Source organism: Hymenobacter ginkgonis, assembly GCF_009755225.1.
GTDB classification, from domain to species: domain Bacteria; phylum Bacteroidota; class Bacteroidia; order Cytophagales; family Hymenobacteraceae; genus Hymenobacter; species Hymenobacter ginkgonis.
Window position 1 is genome coordinate 136,889 of record NZ_WQKZ01000004.1, and the last position, 15,114, is coordinate 152,002.

15 protein-coding genes are annotated in these 15,114 nt (G+C 59.7%); 10 read left to right on the top strand and 5 right to left on the bottom strand.

Translation table 11 applies throughout. From position 1 onward, the window contains the following. Window positions 1-17 precede the first annotated feature (17 nt). The 4 genes from GO988_RS16615 to GO988_RS16630 form a co-directional block, all read right to left on the bottom strand. A complete protein-coding gene (locus tag GO988_RS16615; RefSeq protein ID WP_157567606.1) occupies window positions 18-893 on the bottom strand; it encodes an alpha/beta fold hydrolase in 876 nt (291 codons plus the stop codon). A gap of 44 nt (window positions 894-937) precedes the next feature. After that, window positions 938-1,150, bottom strand: a complete 213-nt coding sequence (locus GO988_RS16620) for a hypothetical protein (RefSeq protein ID WP_157567608.1) — start codon at window positions 1,148-1,150, stop codon at window positions 938-940. A gap of 61 nt (window positions 1,151-1,211) precedes the next feature. After that, on the bottom strand, window positions 1,212-1,592 hold the full coding sequence (locus GO988_RS16625) for a hypothetical protein (RefSeq protein WP_157567610.1): 381 nt from the start codon (window positions 1,590-1,592) through the stop codon (window positions 1,212-1,214). Between the two features lie 94 nt (window positions 1,593-1,686). Next, window positions 1,687-2,955, bottom strand: a complete 1,269-nt coding sequence (locus GO988_RS16630; RefSeq protein ID WP_157567612.1) for a putative DNA modification/repair radical SAM protein — start codon at window positions 2,953-2,955, stop codon at window positions 1,687-1,689. Between the two features lie 192 nt (window positions 2,956-3,147). Here GO988_RS16630 and GO988_RS16635 point away from each other — a divergent pair, with 192 nt between their 5' ends. Beyond that, entirely contained in the window at window positions 3,148-5,097 is a 1,950-nt protein-coding gene (locus tag GO988_RS16635; protein ID WP_157567614.1) for a BamA/TamA family outer membrane protein, read from the top strand. Window positions 5,098-5,120: 23 nt separating this feature from the next. On the opposite strand, the gene GO988_RS16640 is transcribed toward GO988_RS16635, so the two are convergent. After that, window positions 5,121-5,591 (bottom strand): energy transducer TonB, encoded by a 471-nt coding sequence (locus tag GO988_RS16640; RefSeq protein ID WP_157567616.1) that lies wholly within the window; start codon window positions 5,589-5,591, stop codon window positions 5,121-5,123. 212 nt (window positions 5,592-5,803) lie between these two features. Here GO988_RS16640 and GO988_RS16645 point away from each other — a divergent pair, with 212 nt between their 5' ends. The 9 genes from GO988_RS16645 to trpB all read left to right on the top strand — a co-directional run bounded on the left by GO988_RS16645 (window position 5,804) and on the right by trpB (window position 15,033). Then, window positions 5,804-6,640 carry a CvfB family protein gene (locus GO988_RS16645; protein WP_157567618.1) on the top strand — a complete coding sequence of 279 codons (837 nt, stop codon included), beginning with the start codon at window positions 5,804-5,806 and terminating at the stop codon, window positions 6,638-6,640. A 176-nt stretch (window positions 6,641-6,816) separates the two neighbouring features. Next, window positions 6,817-7,200, top strand: a complete 384-nt coding sequence (locus GO988_RS16650) for a BlaI/MecI/CopY family transcriptional regulator (RefSeq protein WP_157567620.1) — start codon at window positions 6,817-6,819, stop codon at window positions 7,198-7,200. Then, window positions 7,193-8,644 (top strand): M56 family metallopeptidase, encoded by a 1,452-nt coding sequence (locus GO988_RS16655; protein ID WP_198172847.1) that lies wholly within the window; start codon window positions 7,193-7,195, stop codon window positions 8,642-8,644. The genes GO988_RS16650 and GO988_RS16655 overlap by 8 nt, the downstream gene beginning before the upstream one ends. A 278-nt stretch (window positions 8,645-8,922) precedes the next feature. Continuing rightward, a complete protein-coding gene (locus tag GO988_RS16660) occupies window positions 8,923-10,365 on the top strand; it encodes an anthranilate synthase component I family protein (RefSeq protein ID WP_157567624.1) in 1,443 nt (480 codons plus the stop codon). Between the two features lie 141 nt (window positions 10,366-10,506). After that, on the top strand, window positions 10,507-11,079 hold the full coding sequence (locus GO988_RS16665; protein ID WP_157567625.1) for an anthranilate synthase component II: 573 nt from the start codon (window positions 10,507-10,509) through the stop codon (window positions 11,077-11,079). A gap of 131 nt (window positions 11,080-11,210) precedes the next feature. Then, the gene (gene trpD / locus GO988_RS16670; RefSeq protein WP_317164898.1) at window positions 11,211-12,206 is read left to right on the top strand and encodes an anthranilate phosphoribosyltransferase; all 996 of its coding nucleotides are present in this window, start codon (window positions 11,211-11,213) and stop codon (window positions 12,204-12,206) included. A 147-nt stretch (window positions 12,207-12,353) separates the two neighbouring features. After that, window positions 12,354-13,160 carry an indole-3-glycerol phosphate synthase TrpC gene (gene trpC / locus GO988_RS16675; protein WP_157567626.1) on the top strand — a complete coding sequence of 269 codons (807 nt, stop codon included), beginning with the start codon at window positions 12,354-12,356 and terminating at the stop codon, window positions 13,158-13,160. Window positions 13,161-13,166: 6 nt separating this feature from the next. Then, window positions 13,167-13,802 carry a phosphoribosylanthranilate isomerase gene (locus GO988_RS16680; protein ID WP_157567627.1) on the top strand — a complete coding sequence of 212 codons (636 nt, stop codon included), beginning with the start codon at window positions 13,167-13,169 and terminating at the stop codon, window positions 13,800-13,802. Window positions 13,803-13,827: 25 nt separating this feature from the next. After that, window positions 13,828-15,033: a tryptophan synthase subunit beta gene (gene trpB, locus GO988_RS16685; protein WP_157567628.1), complete on the top strand. Its 1,206-nt coding sequence runs from the start codon at window positions 13,828-13,830 to the stop codon at window positions 15,031-15,033. The last annotated feature ends 81 nt before the right edge of the window (window positions 15,034-15,114 follow it).

Below are 15,114 nucleotides of genomic sequence, written 5' to 3' on the forward strand. Positions count from 1 at the left end.
GGGCGGGGTTGGTAGAATTATGTGGTAGCGGGCGGCGACGCGGCCATGAACTTCAGCAGCAAGTCATTCACGGCTTTAGGCTCTTCTAAATGCACCCAGTGCGTAGCTTCGGGGAAGAAGTGCAGTTGGCCGTTGTCGCACTGCTGCATGCTGAGTTCGGCCATGCGCGCTTTTAGAAAAATGTCTTTTTTGCCCCAAATAACTTGCAGCGGCCCCTTGATGCGCGGCCATTGCAGGCGGCCCGAGTAGCGCAAGCCTCGGTACCAGTTTATCATGGAAGTGATGGCCCTGGGCTGCGCCCAGGCCGCCACGTAACGCTCTACCTCCTCGGGGCGGAAGGTGCCGGGGTGAGCGGTGCCGGCCAATAACCGGCGGGCCACCCACCAGTTACGCCGCTTAAACCACTGCTCGGGTAGCCACGGCAGCTGAAAAAATACCATGTACCAACTATGCAGCATCTGGGTGGGCACGCGCCACAGGTTGCGCGCCTCGGCCGCCGGGTGCGGCACGTTGATGATGGTAGTGCTGGCCAAACGCTCCGGGTATTGCGCCGCCAAATACCAACTCACAATGGCCCCCCAGTCGTGGCTGATGATGTGCGCCTGCTGGCGACCGGCTGCATCAATAAGCTCGATAACGTCGGCTGCCAATACTGGAATGGTGTAGTTGCGAATGCCGCGGGGCTTGTCGCTGAGGTTGTAGCCGCGCTGGTCGGGTGCCCACACGCGGTAGCCAGCCGCCACCAGCGCCGGCAGCTGTTTGTGCCAGGTTTCCCAATATTCGGGAAATCCGTGCAACAGTAGTACTAGCGGGCCATCGGCCGGACCGCACTGCACCACGTGCAGCCGCAAGCCGTTGGTGCGTACATCGTGGTGTTCCAGGGTAAGGTCCATGCCACGCAGTACGTAGCCGGGCGTCCCCGTTGTTACACCCTAGCTTAGGCGGCCACACCGGGCTTGGCCTCGGTGGCCAATTGCGCGGCGCGGGCGGCATCGTGTAGCTGGCGCACGAGGGGCAGCAGCTCGGAGAGGCGGCAGCAGCACGACAGGCGTGGTGCTTTGGTGGAGCCAGCAGCATCGAGCAGCTGCGTGAGGGGGGTAAGGAGGAGCGGGGCTGACGCGTCGGCTCCTGCGCGGTGGGTGATTTTCATGGCAAAAACAAACCAGGTTATCCCCGCCGCCAGCGCGGCGGGGCAGGCTGAGCACCAGCAGCTACTTCGCTACTAGCGTGTCGATTAGGTAACCAGTACTACCCACAAACCGCACATAGTACGTGCCGGCAGTGGTGGGCTGAAACGTGTAGGTCGTCTGGGCGGGCGTCACGGTTTGGGGGCAGTTGCAGCCGTCGTACTTGATATTGACGCCCACCAGGCGCGTATCCGTATTGGCCTGCTCTTGCAACCCGGCGAAGGTGCCGCAGCCATTCTGAATTTCGTAGCTCAGTGTGAACGTAGCCGGCTGATTCACAGCAATTGTTTTAGGACCCGTGGCGCTCAATACGGGGGTAAGCGCGGTAGATTGGCAGGTGTCGGGCGAAGTACTCAAGCAACTGGTAAGGCCCAGGGCGAAGGCGGCAAAAAGCAGGATGTTCATAGTCGAAAAAAGAAGGTATTTTCGGCAAAGGTGCTCACTTTCTGGCTCGTCCGGGGGCCCTACCCCACTACTAATCGATGACTTAGGTAATGCACTAGCCCACTTGGGCAAACAAATCGAGCTGCTGCGTTACCAAGGCCGAGCGCACCGCCTTGCCACCAAATAAAATCTGGCGGCGCACGGTCTGTTCGTCAAGCTCGCCCAAAGCAGCCGGCGCCATGCCGCGGGCCGTGAGGAAGTGCTTCGCGCGCTTCATCACCACCCCAAACTGGTGCAGGTGTTCCTTGGTGAGCGAGGTGAAGCGCCGGGCCTGAATAATGCGCTCGGCCGAGCGCGCCCCTACCCCCGGAATCCGTAAAATCAGGGCCCGGTCGGCCGTGTTCACATCAATAGGGAAGAGGTGGCGGTTGCGCAGGGCCCAGGCCAGCTTGGGGTCAATTTCAAGGTCGAGGTACGGGTGCGCGGGGTCGAGAATTTCATCGGCCTCGAAGCCGTAGAAGCGCATCAGCCAGTCGGTTTGGTAGAGGCGGTGCTCGCGCACCAGCGGCGGCTGCGTCACCTGCGGCAGGCGGGCGTCGTCGGTGATGGGCACGTAGCCCGAGTAGTACACCCGCTTAAGGCCGTAGCCTTGGTAAAGCGAATCGGAGAGCTTAATGATTTGCAAATCATTCTCATCCGAAGCCCCGATGATGAGCTGCGTGCTTTGGCCGGCGGTAGCAAACTGGGGCACTTTCTTGAAAAGCGCCTTCTCTTCTTTATTCTGAATAATGCCGTCCCGAATCTGAGCCATCGGTGTCAGAATCTCGGCGTAATTCTTCTCGGGCGCCAGGTTTTGCAAGGCCAGCTCCGAGGGCAGCTCAATGTTCACGCTCAAGCGGTCGGCGTAGAGGCCAGCCTCGGCAATCAGCTCCTCCGACGCGCCCGGAATGGTTTTGACGTGGATGTAGCCATTGAAATTGTGCTCGGTGCGCAGCTTTTTCACGATGCGCACTAGGCGCTCCATGGTATAATCGGGCGAGCTGAAGATGCCGCTGCTCAAAAACAACCCTTCGATGTAATTGCGGCGGTAGAAGTTGATGGTGAGGTCCACGACTTCCTCCACCGTGAAGGCGGCGCGCTTCACGTCGTTCGAGCGGCGCGACACGCAGTAGGCGCAGTCAAAAATGCAGTGGTTGGTGAGCAGAATTTTCAGCAGGCTCACGCAGCGGCCGTCCTCGGTAAAGCTGTGGCAGATGCCCATGCCCTCGGCGTTGCCCAGGCCTTTCTGCTCGTTTTTGCGCTTGCCGCCGCTGCTGCTGCACGATACGTCGTACTTGGCGGCATCGGCTAAGATACTTAGCTTTTCCTGAATGCGCTCGTTCATCAGCTAGGGAGTTTTGATGGGGGTAAAAGTACAGCCAGCCGTTGAAATGAGCAAGCTATTGGTAAGCTAATTTTCTTAGGAAAAGTTCGTTCAGTCCCTACCCCTCCGCAAACACCGAAGCTGGCCCAGCTAGCGGCAGTTATTGCGTGGCCCGAAGCGCGGCGTAACTTGCACGTAGTGCCCCTGCGCCGTATGCCGAGTATTATTGCCCGCCGTCTTTTTGCCTTGCTGAGCCTGCTGCTTGCCAGCGGGCTCGGGCAGGTGAGTGCGCAGAAGCTTTCGCCGCGGCTGGCCGTGCCGCCCGATTCGCTGCGGGCCGCCGAACAAACCACCGATTTGTATGCCGACTCGCTGGGCCGCCGCTTCGACGAAGACCGGGTGCGCCTGAGCTTGCAGCGCTACACGCGCCGCAAAACGCTGGCCGGGCGGGCAGTGTCGGCGTTTTTTCGCCTTACGCGGCCCCGCGAGGAAGACCACGGCCTCGATGCGGTGCTGCTCAACCGGCAGTTCGACCAGCATAATTTCAAGGTGGTGCGCCACGTTACCATCACGCCCTACGATGCCTTTGGTTATAGCCTGAACGACTCGCTGCGGCAGCCGCGCTCGTTTTTGGAGCGCTCGGGCAATGCGCTGCACATCCGCACGGCGCGCTCGCGCATCCGGCAGGTGCTGCTGTTTCGGCCGGGGCAGCCGCTGCTACCCCAGGCGCTGGCCGAAAGCGAACGCCTACTGCGCCAAACCGACGAAATACTGGATGCCCGCGTGCTGGTGAACGAGGCCACGGCCACCCGCGACAGCGTGGATATTTTGGTGTATACCACCGATGTGTTCAGCATCACGGCCGGCTACGAGCCGCGCACGGCCAGCGAAGGCATCATCACGGCCGGCGACCAGAATTTTTTGGGCTTGGGCCACCAGCTCAACAACCGCTACCAGTACGGCCGCGATGAGCCCCAAACTTGGGGCTACGAGGGCAACTACCAAGTGCCGTTTCGCAACTTCGTGTACGCGCAGGGGCATTATTTCAATGAGTTTGAGTCGCACTCGGGGGGGGTAGCCGTGCAGCGCGATTTTTACTCGCCGAGCGCGCGCTGGGCGGGGGCCATTACCATGGATGCCTTCAACCTGCGCGTGGTGCTACCCCGCGATTTGCCCACGGCCGAGGGCGTGCCGCCCAATTTTCAGATTCGCTCCTTCACCAGCCAAAGCGTGTGGGTGGGCCGGGCACTGCGCCTGCGCTCCTACGATTTGGGCTACGAAAACCCCGGTCGGCTCATCATCGCGGGCAGCGTTCTGCACGAAAACCACACCACCAACCCCTACAATACCCCCGACGACCGCACCCGCACGCTGATGCTGGGCACGGTAGGCTACTCGGTGCGCCGCTACTACAAGGATAAGTATTTGTTTGGTTTTGGCCGCACCGAGGACGTGCCGGCGGGCCTGCTCATGAGCTTCACCACCGGCTTCGAGATGAACGCCGTGGGGCCGCGGCGGTACTTCGACGCCAAGGTGGCCGCGGCCGGCTACTCGGTGCGCCAGGGCTACCTCTATGGCGCCCTCGACTTTGGCACCTTCCAGCGCGTGAGCGACGGCGGCTGGGAGCAGGGCCTGCTCAACGGGCAGTTCCTGTATTTCACGCGGCGCTACCGGCAGGGCAACTACCAAAGCCGCCACTTGCTGAGCGCCCGCGCTACGGTAGGCTTCAATCGCTACCCCTCCGAGGTGCTGCTGGGCGGCATCACCGGCAACGCGGGTGGGGTGCGTGGCTTCCGGCCCGAAGGCCAAATACTGGCCACCAGCCGCTTTTTAGCCAACTACGAGGGCACTTTATACACGCCGCTGTCATTGCTGGGCTTCCGCATGGCGGTGCTGGCTTTTGCCGATGCGGCTTTTGTGAGTGAGCGCGTGGGTGGTGGCTCACCTTTCGGCAGCAATTTGCCCTACACGGGCTTTGGCGTCGGGCTGCGCTTTCGCAACGAGCTCACGGTGCTGCGCACCTTCCAGCTACTCATTGGCTACTACCCCCGCGGCCAGCTCACGCCTAATGGCCTGCGCCTCTTCGAAACCAACCGCGACTCGTACCAATTCAGCGATTTCAGTTTTGGCCAGCCGAGCGTGGTGCGCTTCGACACGCAATAGGGGGTAGGGCTCTAGCCCGTCTGTTACTCCTGAAACTCAATCGGAATGGTGCACACTACCCGCACAGTTTGGCCGCGCTGCCGGGCCGGCTGCCAAGGCGGCATCAGCCACACCAGGCGCAGGGCTTCTTCGTTGAGGCCGCTGCCGGGGCCGCGCACTACTGAGGCATCGGTTACCTGCCCGGTAGCGCTGAGCACAAAGCGCACGTACACTTTGCCCGTTAGGTGCTTGCGCAGGGCCTGCTCGGGGTAGTGCAGGTTTTTAGTCATGTAGGCCCGCATTCCGGCATCGCCACCCGTGAATTGTGGCCGCACGTCGGGATTAATAAAGATGGAGTCGGGCTTGAAGAGTGGGGCCGCCGCTGGGCTACTCCCGCCGCCGACACTGCTTGGCAACACGGCCGCCAAGCTGGGCCCTGCCGCCCGCTGGGCAGCAGCCGAACTCACTAACCCTAAAGTGGCGACTAGCAAGCCACCTATAAAGCGCGTAATCATAAAGCGTAACGTATAAAGTGAACTGCATAAGAGACCGGTTGCTTTCCAAATTTAATACTACTTTCGTTTAAATTCTAGTATTATCCCGATAGTAGCGACGATTCTTATTAAGGTGCTAAAAATTCCTTGTTTTAGCTTGCGTTTGCCATGGGCACCGCTACCAGCCCTACCTTCGTTTGGTTTAAACTAGGGCGCTTGCCGCCTTTCTTCCTATGCGCCTTGGCGATTTTAACGACCTCGAAATAGCCCGCGAAGTCAGCATCGGCTTCTACCTGACCAGCGACGACGGCGACCTGCTGCTGCCCGAAAAATACCGCCCCGTAGGTGCGCACGTCGGCGACGTTATTCGCGTCTTTGTATACCGCGACTCGGAGGACCGCCTCATTGCCACCACTTTAGAGCCACTGGCGGTGGTCGATAGCTTCGCAGCCCTCACCGTGCGCGATGTGGGGGCGCCCGGGGCGTTTCTCGACTGGGGCCTCGAAAAAGACTTGCTCCTTCCCCACGCCAACCAGCGCCAGGCTGTGCGCGTTGGCGACCGCGTGCTAGTTTATGTGTACCTCGACGAGGCTACCGACCGACTCGTGGCGTCGGCCAAATGGCAGCAGTTTTTGAGCCCCGAGCCCTTCGAGGGCGCAGTGGGCGCCGCCGTGCAGGTACTTGTGGCCGAAGAAACTCCGCTGGGTTATTCCGTCATCATCAATGGCACGCACGCGGGCCTGCTCTACGGCAACGAAGTTTTCCGCCCCTTGCGCATTGGCGAGCTGCTACCCGGCCACGTCCGCCTGATTCGACCCGATGGCAAGCTCGATGTACGCCTGGGCCAGGCCGGCTACGACGAGGTTGAGAGCGCCGCGGGCCTCGTACTTGCCGCCCTGCGCGCCCGCCCCGATGGCCGCCTACCCCTCGGCGATAAAAGCCTCGCCGACGACGTGTACCGCCGCCTAGGCATGAGCAAAAAGGTCTTCAAGAAAGCGTTGGGCTCGCTCTATAAGCAAGGCCTAGTAGAGCTGGGCCCCGAAGAAACACGGCTGGCTGTATCGAGCTAGCTACCTTGTAGGAGGCCTACCCCCACTTTGTGGGGCAAGGGTTAGTTCGGCAAGAACCGTTACACGAAGGTTGAGCCGAAGATTTTTCATCCGAAGCTTTCTGCTATAACGGATATTTCAGTTTATAAACTGCTTTTGCAGTTTATAAACTGAAATATCCGTTATACATTTGCAGCATGGAGGAATTAACCAAAACCGAAGAGCCCATTATGCAGGTGCTCTGGAAGTTGAAGCAAGCATTTGTAAAGGATATCATCGAGCACTTGCCCGACGACCCCAAGCCGCCCTACAACACAGTGTCGTCGGTGGTGCGGATTTTAGAGCGCAAAGGCTACCTGGGTTTCAAAGCCTATGGCAAAACCTACGAGTACTTTCCGCTCATCAGCAAGGCGCAATATCGGGCCCAAAGCCTGAAGCGCATGCTGGCCCGCTACTTCGATAATTCGCCGACTGCGCTGGTGTCGTTCATGGTTGAGGAAACCTTGAACCCCAAGGAGTTGCAGCAGCTGCGCAAGCTGCTCGACGATGACCAGGCCAAAAACACGCCTGGCTATGACTAGCCATTGGCTTCTGTACCTGCTCGCGGCCACCGGCTGCCAAGCGGTGTTTGCGCTCTTCTACTGGTTGCTGCTGGCGCCACTTTCCACCTTTGGCTGGAACCGCACCTATTTGCTGAGCGCGCTCCTGCTGAGCGCCGCCCTACCCCTACTTGCACTGCCCACGGCCTGGGCACCGCTGGTGTGGCCCAGTAGCCCCGTTGTTCCAACTCTGGCCCTACCCCCTTGGCAACTAGCTACCTACCGTACTGCCCCTACCGAAGTGGCGACGCAAACCGGCGTGCCGTGGCTACTGCTAGCCTTGGCTACCTACTGGCTAGGGGTGGCGTACCAGGCTTGGCGCCTGGCGCGCAGCCTAGCCTGGCTCTATTTGCTAAGCCGGCAGCACCCGCGCACGCGCCTCGGGCGGGGCTGGCTGGTGCAGCTCCCCGAGCCCAGCCAGCCAGCGTTTTCGTTTGGGAAATACGTATTCTTGTCGCCGGCCCACGCCCAACTTAGCCCGGCCGAGTATGCGCAACTGGTGCAGCACGAGCAGGTGCACGGCGCGCAGCACCACTCGCTCGATTTACTGCTGGCTGAGGTAGTGGGCTGCTTTTTTTGGTTTAATGGCTTGGTGCCTTACCTGCGCCAACAACTACGCACGGTACACGAGTACCTAGCCGATGCCGCCGTGACGCGCGCCGCGGGCAGCCGCGTGGCCTACGGCCGCCTGCTACTTAAGCTAGCTGCTGGCCCGGCGCCTACTTCGCTGGTGCATCCTTTTTCCACGCGGCAGGTTGCCCTGCGCATTCGCATGCTCACCACTCCCCCCTCTTCCCCCATGAAAAAGCTTCGTTTCCTGCTAGTTATTCCGGTGGCTGTCCTGGCTTGGATAGGTGCCGCCGCCGTAAGCCCTACCCCCTCGGTGGCAGCAGTGGGGCTAAGTACGGCAGTCCCTACCCCCTCGTCCTCCGCCCAGAGCCGCATCGGCACCATTAGCTGGCAGGGCAATAAATTCCTTTCGGCCGCGCAGCTCAACGAAGCACTGGACCTGCGCCCCGGCGACCCCTACGACTCGACGGTAGTGGAAGCCAAACTGGGTGCTTGGGCCGACAGCCGCACGATTACTTCGCGCTATATGGACCACGGCTACCTGTTTTTCAGCATCAAGCCTGTGGCTAAGCCGCAGCCCAACGGCACCACCGACTTGCTTTTTATTCTTAACGAAGGGCCTACTGCTCAGATAAATAACATCACGGTCAAAGGCAACCACAAAGTGCCCACCGCCACCATTCTTCAGCTGGTGCCCCTGCACCATGGCGAGCTGTTTAGCCGCGCCAAGCTGCTCGCATCGCAACGCGCACTGGCTGAAAGCGGCTTGTTTGACCCCACCAAAATCGGTATCAACCCCCAGCCTACTCCGGACACTGGCTTGGTGAATATTGAATACGTGGTAGTTGAGAAGTAGCTAAGTCAGCATTTTTTCAACTCAAAAATTTGCTTTTTCATAAAAGCATCGTTCCTTTGCTTCCGCAAACCGACCTAAACCATGTCTTTTCTCGCAACCGTTTCGCAAAGCTGGTGGCACTCAACCTTTCCAAAAGGCTGAGCATTAGGCATATATAGTTGGTTGAACCCTTAGAGATTCTCCAAGCCCGCTGCTCACCGCAGCGGGCTTTTTTGTTGTCCCATTTTTTACCCTGTTTTTGCGAGTGCCGCAAAGACAGCCGTTTTTCAATCCAAGCCATGTCGGCCGCTACTGCTACTTCCTCCGCTACCCTAGTTCACAGCCGCCACCGCCGCTTGCTGGCCGATACCCTCACGCCGGTAAGCTTGTACCTGCGCCTGCGCGACCAGTTTGTGGGCACGCTGCTGCTCGAAAGCTCCGACTACCACGGCAATAATAATAGCTTTTCCTACCTGTGCTTCAGCCCGGTAGCGCGGTTTGAACTCGATGGGCGGCAGCTCACGAAGCAGCACCCCGGCCAGCCGGCCCACACCACTACCCTCGCCGACCCGCGCACGGCGCTAGAGCAATTGCGCGAGTTTCGGGCGAGCTTCCAGCCGGCCGCACCGTCGGGGCTGCCCTTCATCACCAACGGGCTGTTTGGGCACATGGCTTACGAGGCAGTGCAGTATTTTGAGGATGTGGAGCTGCGCGACAAGCCCGGCGCCAGCACGGTGCCAGCCATCGTGTACCAGGCGTTTCGCTACGTTATTGCCATCAATCACTTCAAAGATGAGTTGTATTTATTTGAGCATCAATACCTAGCCGAAGGCGAAGAACCCGAAGCTGATAAGCTCGACTACATCGAAACGCTCATCCAAAACCGTAATTTTGCTACCCACTCGTTTCACCTTACGGGCCAGGAAACGTCTAACGCAACCGATGCCGAGTACTTGGAGCTAATACGCCTGGGCCAGCACCACTGCCAGCGCGGCGACGTGTTTCAGATTGTGCTGTCGCGGCGTTTTCAGCAAAGCTTTCAGGGTGATGAGTTTAACGTATACCGGGCGCTACGCTCGCTTAATCCGTCGCCCTACCTCTTCTTTTTCGACTACGGCAGCTACAAGCTGTTTGGCTCGTCGCCCGAGTCGCAGATTGTGATTAATAAGGGCCAAGCGGTACTCTACCCCATCGCGGGCACGTTTCGCCGCACCGGCGACGACGCGGCCGACGCCCGCCTGGCCCAGCAGCTTCTCGACGACCCCAAGGAAACCGCCGAGCATGTGATGCTCGTGGACTTGGCCCGCAACGACCTCAGCCGCCGCTGCGACGTAGTGGCCGTCGAGCGGTTCAAGGAAGTGCAGTATTATTCACACGTTATCCACTTGGTTTCCAAAGTAGTGGGCCAGTTAGGACCCGATACCGAGCCGCTCGATGTGGTAGGCGAAACCTTCCCGGCCGGCACGCTGTCGGGTGCGCCTAAGTACCGCGCCGTGCAGCTCATTGACCAGTACGAAAGCACGCAGCGCGGCTTTTATGGTGGCTGCATCGGCGCGCTCGACTTTGGCGGCGACTTCAACCACGCCATTATGATTCGGACTTTTCTCAGCAAAGACAATACGCTGTACTACCAGGCCGGCGCGGGGGTAGTGGCGAAGTCAGTGCCGGCCAGCGAATTGCAAGAAGTGCACAACAAGCTGGGCGCCCTGCGCGCGGCCTTGCAGCAGGCGGAAAAGGTATAATTCAACAGGTTAAAAAAAGCGACATGCTGAACGCTGGGAAGCAGCTCGCGGGCAGCAGTAATTTATGTATCAGCAACGATGCGAGCGAGGTGCTTCCCAGCGTTCAGCATGAGGTTGTAAGAAATTAATTTCAGCAAGAAAATGGCCATTCTAGTTCTCGACAACTACGATTCCTTTACCTACAACCTCGTGTATATGCTGCGCGAGCTGGGGCAGGAAGTGGAGGTGTTTCGCAACGATAAAATCAGCCTCGACGAGGTGGATAAGTATTCGCACATTTTGCTGTCACCGGGGCCGGGCATTCCGAGCGAGGCCGGCATTATGCCCGAACTAATTAAGCGCTACGCGCCAACCAAACATATTTTGGGCGTGTGCCTGGGCCACCAGGCCATTGGCGAAGCCTTTGGCGGCCAGCTCGCTAACCTGGGCGAGGTGCACCATGGTGTGGCCCACACGCTGCACCAAACGCCAGAAGCCGCTCAAAACCGTCTTTTCAACGATGTGCCGAGCGATGTGCGCGTGGGCCGCTACCATTCCTGGACCATTTCGCCCGAGGCGGTGCCAGCCGAGCTGCGCATCACGGCCCTCGACGAAAACGGCCAGGTGCTGGCCCTTGCCCACCGCGACTACGACGTGCTGGGCGTGCAGTTTCACCCCGAATCGGTGCTGACGGAACACGGCAAAACCATGTTGGCTAATTGGGTAAATGGGTAGGAAATAAGGCCCCTAGAACGTCCTGCTGAGCTTGCCGAAGCATCGCGCTCGCGCCGTTGAACGATTGAAATTACTGCTGCACGCGCGATGCTTCGGCAAGCTCAGCAGGACGTTTTTATATTAATTATAAAGTGAAAGACACCCTCAACCACCTGTTTGCTTACCGCACGCTGCCCCAGGAAGAAGCGCACCGTGTGGTGCTGGGCATTGCGCAGGGCCAGTATAACCCGGCCCAGATTGCAGCTTTCCTCACCGTGTACCTCATGCGCAGCGTGACGGTGGAGGAGCTGGCTGGCTTCCGCAACGCGCTGCTGGAGCTGTGCCGCCCCGTGGACCTCGGCGGCTACGACGCCATGGACGTGTGCGGCACCGGCGGCGACGGCCGTAACACCTTCAACATCTCTACTTTATCGGCTTTTGTGGTGGCGGGCGCGGGGCAGCCGGTGGCCAAGCATGGCAACCACGGCGTGTCGAGCATCAGCGGTAGTAGCACGGTACTGGAGTACATGGGCGTGAAGTTTACGGCTGACAATGACGCGCTCAAGCGTCAGCTCGACGAGGCGAATATCTGCTTTCTGCACGCGCCGCTGTTTCACCCGGCGCTTAAGAATGTAGCCCCGCTGCGTAAGGAACTAGGCGTCAAGACTTTTTTCAACATGCTGGGGCCGCTGGTAAACCCCGCCCGACCGCGCTTGCAACTAGTGGGCGTGTTCAGCCTAGAGCTGGCCCGCCTCTACGCCTACCTGCACCAGCAGGAGGTGGGTAGGGAATTTCTCATCGTGCACAGCCTCGATGGCTACGACGAGGTATCGCTCACGGGCCCGGTTAAACTCATCAGCCGGCAGGGCGAAGAACTGCTAGCGCCTAGCGACTTAGCCCTACCCCCCACTACGCCCGAAGCCCTATTTGGCGGCGACACGGTAGCCGAAGCCGCGCATATTTTCCAGAAAGTACTGCGCAACGAAGCCCCCGAAGCCCACCGCAACGCCGTATTGGCCAATGCCGCCTTGGCCCTGCGCACAGCCGGCCGCGCGGCCAACGTTGCCGAAGGTTTGGCGCAAGCCCGCGAGTCGTTGGACAGCGGCCGGGCACGGCAGGCGTTTGAGAAATTGTTAGCTTTAAGCTAGGCGAATTAGTTAAAAAAGAACGTCATGCTGAGCAAAGCGAAGCATCTCGCTCGCCTTGTTGAACAACTAAGATTACCCAGCTATACCAGATGCTTCGCCTTGCTCAGCACGTTGTTCTGGTGTTAGAAATGTTCCGTTAGAATCCCCATGACCATTCTCGATAAAATCATCGCCGAAAAGCGCCAGGAAGTAGCCCGTCGCGAGGCCGAAACGCCGGCTGCGGCGCTGCAAGCCCTACCCCCCTTCACGCGCCCGGTGCGCTCGGCGCGGGCGGCGCTCACGGCGGCGGGCTCCTCGGGCATTATTGCCGAGTTCAAGCGGCGCTCGCCGTCGAAAGGGGTTATTAATGGCACAGCGGAGGCGGGCGCTACCACGGCCGGCTACGTAGCGGCGGGCGCGGCGGTGCTGTCGGTGCTGACGGATGAGCCGTTTTTTGGCGGCACTCCCGCCGATCTGTGGGCGGCCCGGGCGGCTTGCCCAGCCACGCCCATCCTGCGCAAAGATTTTATTATCAGCGAGTACCAAATAACTGAGGCGCGGGCGCTGGGGGCTGATTTAATTTTGCTCATCGCCAGTTGCCTCACGCCGGCCGAAGTGCAGCAGTTCAGCCAGTTTGCCCACTCGCTGGGCCTCGAAGTGCTGCTGGAAGTGCACGATGAAGCCGAGCTACGCAGCCACCTCGCCGAAGCCGTTGATTTGGTGGGCGTGAACAACCGCAACCTTGCCACATTTGCCACCGATGTGGCCACGTCGGCGCGGCTGGCGGCGCTCATTCCTAGTCGCTTTGTGCGGGTGGCCGAGAGCGGCTTGCAGCACGCCAGCACTATTCTGGAGCTGCGCCAAGCAGGCTATCAAGGCTTTCTTATTGGCGAAACGTTCATGAAAACTGCCGACCCGGCGGCGGCGCTGGCAGGCTTGGTGGCTGAACTTACTACCCCCGTTTCGGCTTCTTAGGCACTTATGCTAGTCAAAATCTGCGGTATGCGCGAGGCAGCCAATTTGTGGGCCGTGGCTGACTTGAACCCCGATTTTCTGGGGTTCATCTTCTACGAGAAGTCGGCTCGCTTTGTAGGCGACTCGCTGGACCCGGAATTGCTGCGCAGCCTGCCGCCAACCTTGCGCAAAGTGGGGGTTTTTGTGGACATGCCGCTACCCGAACTGCTCGCCACTACCACCCGCTACCTGCTCGACTACGTGCAGTTGCACGGCCACGAGTCGCCGGCCTACTGCCGCGAAGCGCAGCACCACAACCTGCGCATTATCAAGGCTTTTTCGATAGATGAAGGCTTTGATTTCAGTACGCTGGCGGCGTATTCGTCGGTTTGTGACTTGTTTTTATTTGACACCAAAGGCGCGCATCCTGGCGGCAACGGCACGGCCTTCGATTGGCAGGTGCTAGCCAAATACCACGGCCCTACCCCCTTCTTGCTGAGTGGCGGCCTGGGGCCCAACAATGCCAGCGAGTTGCTGCACTTTCACCACCCGCAGCTAGTGGGCTACGACTTCAACAGCCAACTTGAGTTGGCCCCTGGCCTCAAAGATGTGGCCGCCACCAAGAAGCTGCTGACCCGCCTGCAAGAGCAGTCGGCTACCTGATATTTCACTGTTATTTTCTACGCTTATGACGACTACTGCCCCCTCACCCTACCAAGTCGATGCGGCTGGCTATTACGGCCCGTTTGGCGGCGCGTATGTGCCCGAAATGCTTTATCCCAACGTGGAGGAGCTGCGCAATAACTACCTCAAAATTATTGAGGATGCTGAATTTCAACGTGAGTTTACCCAACTGCTAACCGACTACGTGGGGCGCCCTACCCCCCTATTTCTGGCGCAGCGGCTGTCGGCCGAAATCGGCACCACCATCTACCTCAAGCGCGAGGATTTGTGCCACACCGGCGCCCACAAAATCAACAACACCATCGGCCAGATTCTGGTGGCACAGCGGTTGGGCAAGCGCCGCATTGTGGCCGAAACTGGGGCCGGCCAGCACGGCGTGGCCACGGCCACGGTGTGCGCCCTCATGGGCCTAGAGTGCATTGTGTATATGGGCGAGGTTGACATTGAGCGCCAGCGCCCTAACGTGGACCGCATGCGCATGCTAGGAGCCAAAGTGGTGCCCGCCAAAAGCGGCAGCCGCACCCTGAAAGACGCTACCAACGAGGCCATGCGCCACTGGATTTCAAACCCCACCGATACGCACTACATCATTGGCTCGGTGGTGGGCCCGCACCCCTACCCCGACATGGTAGCCCGGTTTCAGTCGGTGATTTCGGCCGAGATTATTCGCCAGTTGCTGCACCAAACTGGCCGCGCTACCCCCGATTTCCTATTGGCCTGCGTGGGCGGCGGCTCCAACGCGGCGGGCGCGTTTTACCACTATTTAGATGAGCCAAGCGTGCGCCTGGTGGCCGCTGAGGCCGCCGGCCAGGGCATCGATACTGGCCACTCGGCCGCTACTACGGCGCTGGGCAAGCCGGGCATTTTGCACGGGGCCAGCACTATTCTGATGCAAACGGCCGATGGCCAGGTAACGGAGCCTTATTCTATTTCGGCGGGGCTCGACTACCCCGGCATTGGGCCGCAGCACGCGCAGCTGTTTGCCACTGGGCGCGCTGATTTTATGTCGATTACGGATAAGCAGGCGCTGGATGCGGCTTTCCAGCTGAGCCGCTTAGAAGGCATTATTCCGGCCCTCGAAACGGCCCACGCGCTGGCCTGCCTACCCCTCATCGGGGCCAAGAAGGACGACGTGGTGGTGGTATGCCTCTCGGGCCGCGGCGATAAGGATTTGGCCACTTATACCAAGCATTTAGAAGAATACGCTTAACCTACGCCTGTCATGCTCAGCTAGCGTTCGCTTGCCGAAGCATCGCTATTGCTGCCCCTAAGCCGTTCAACGGTGCAGTAG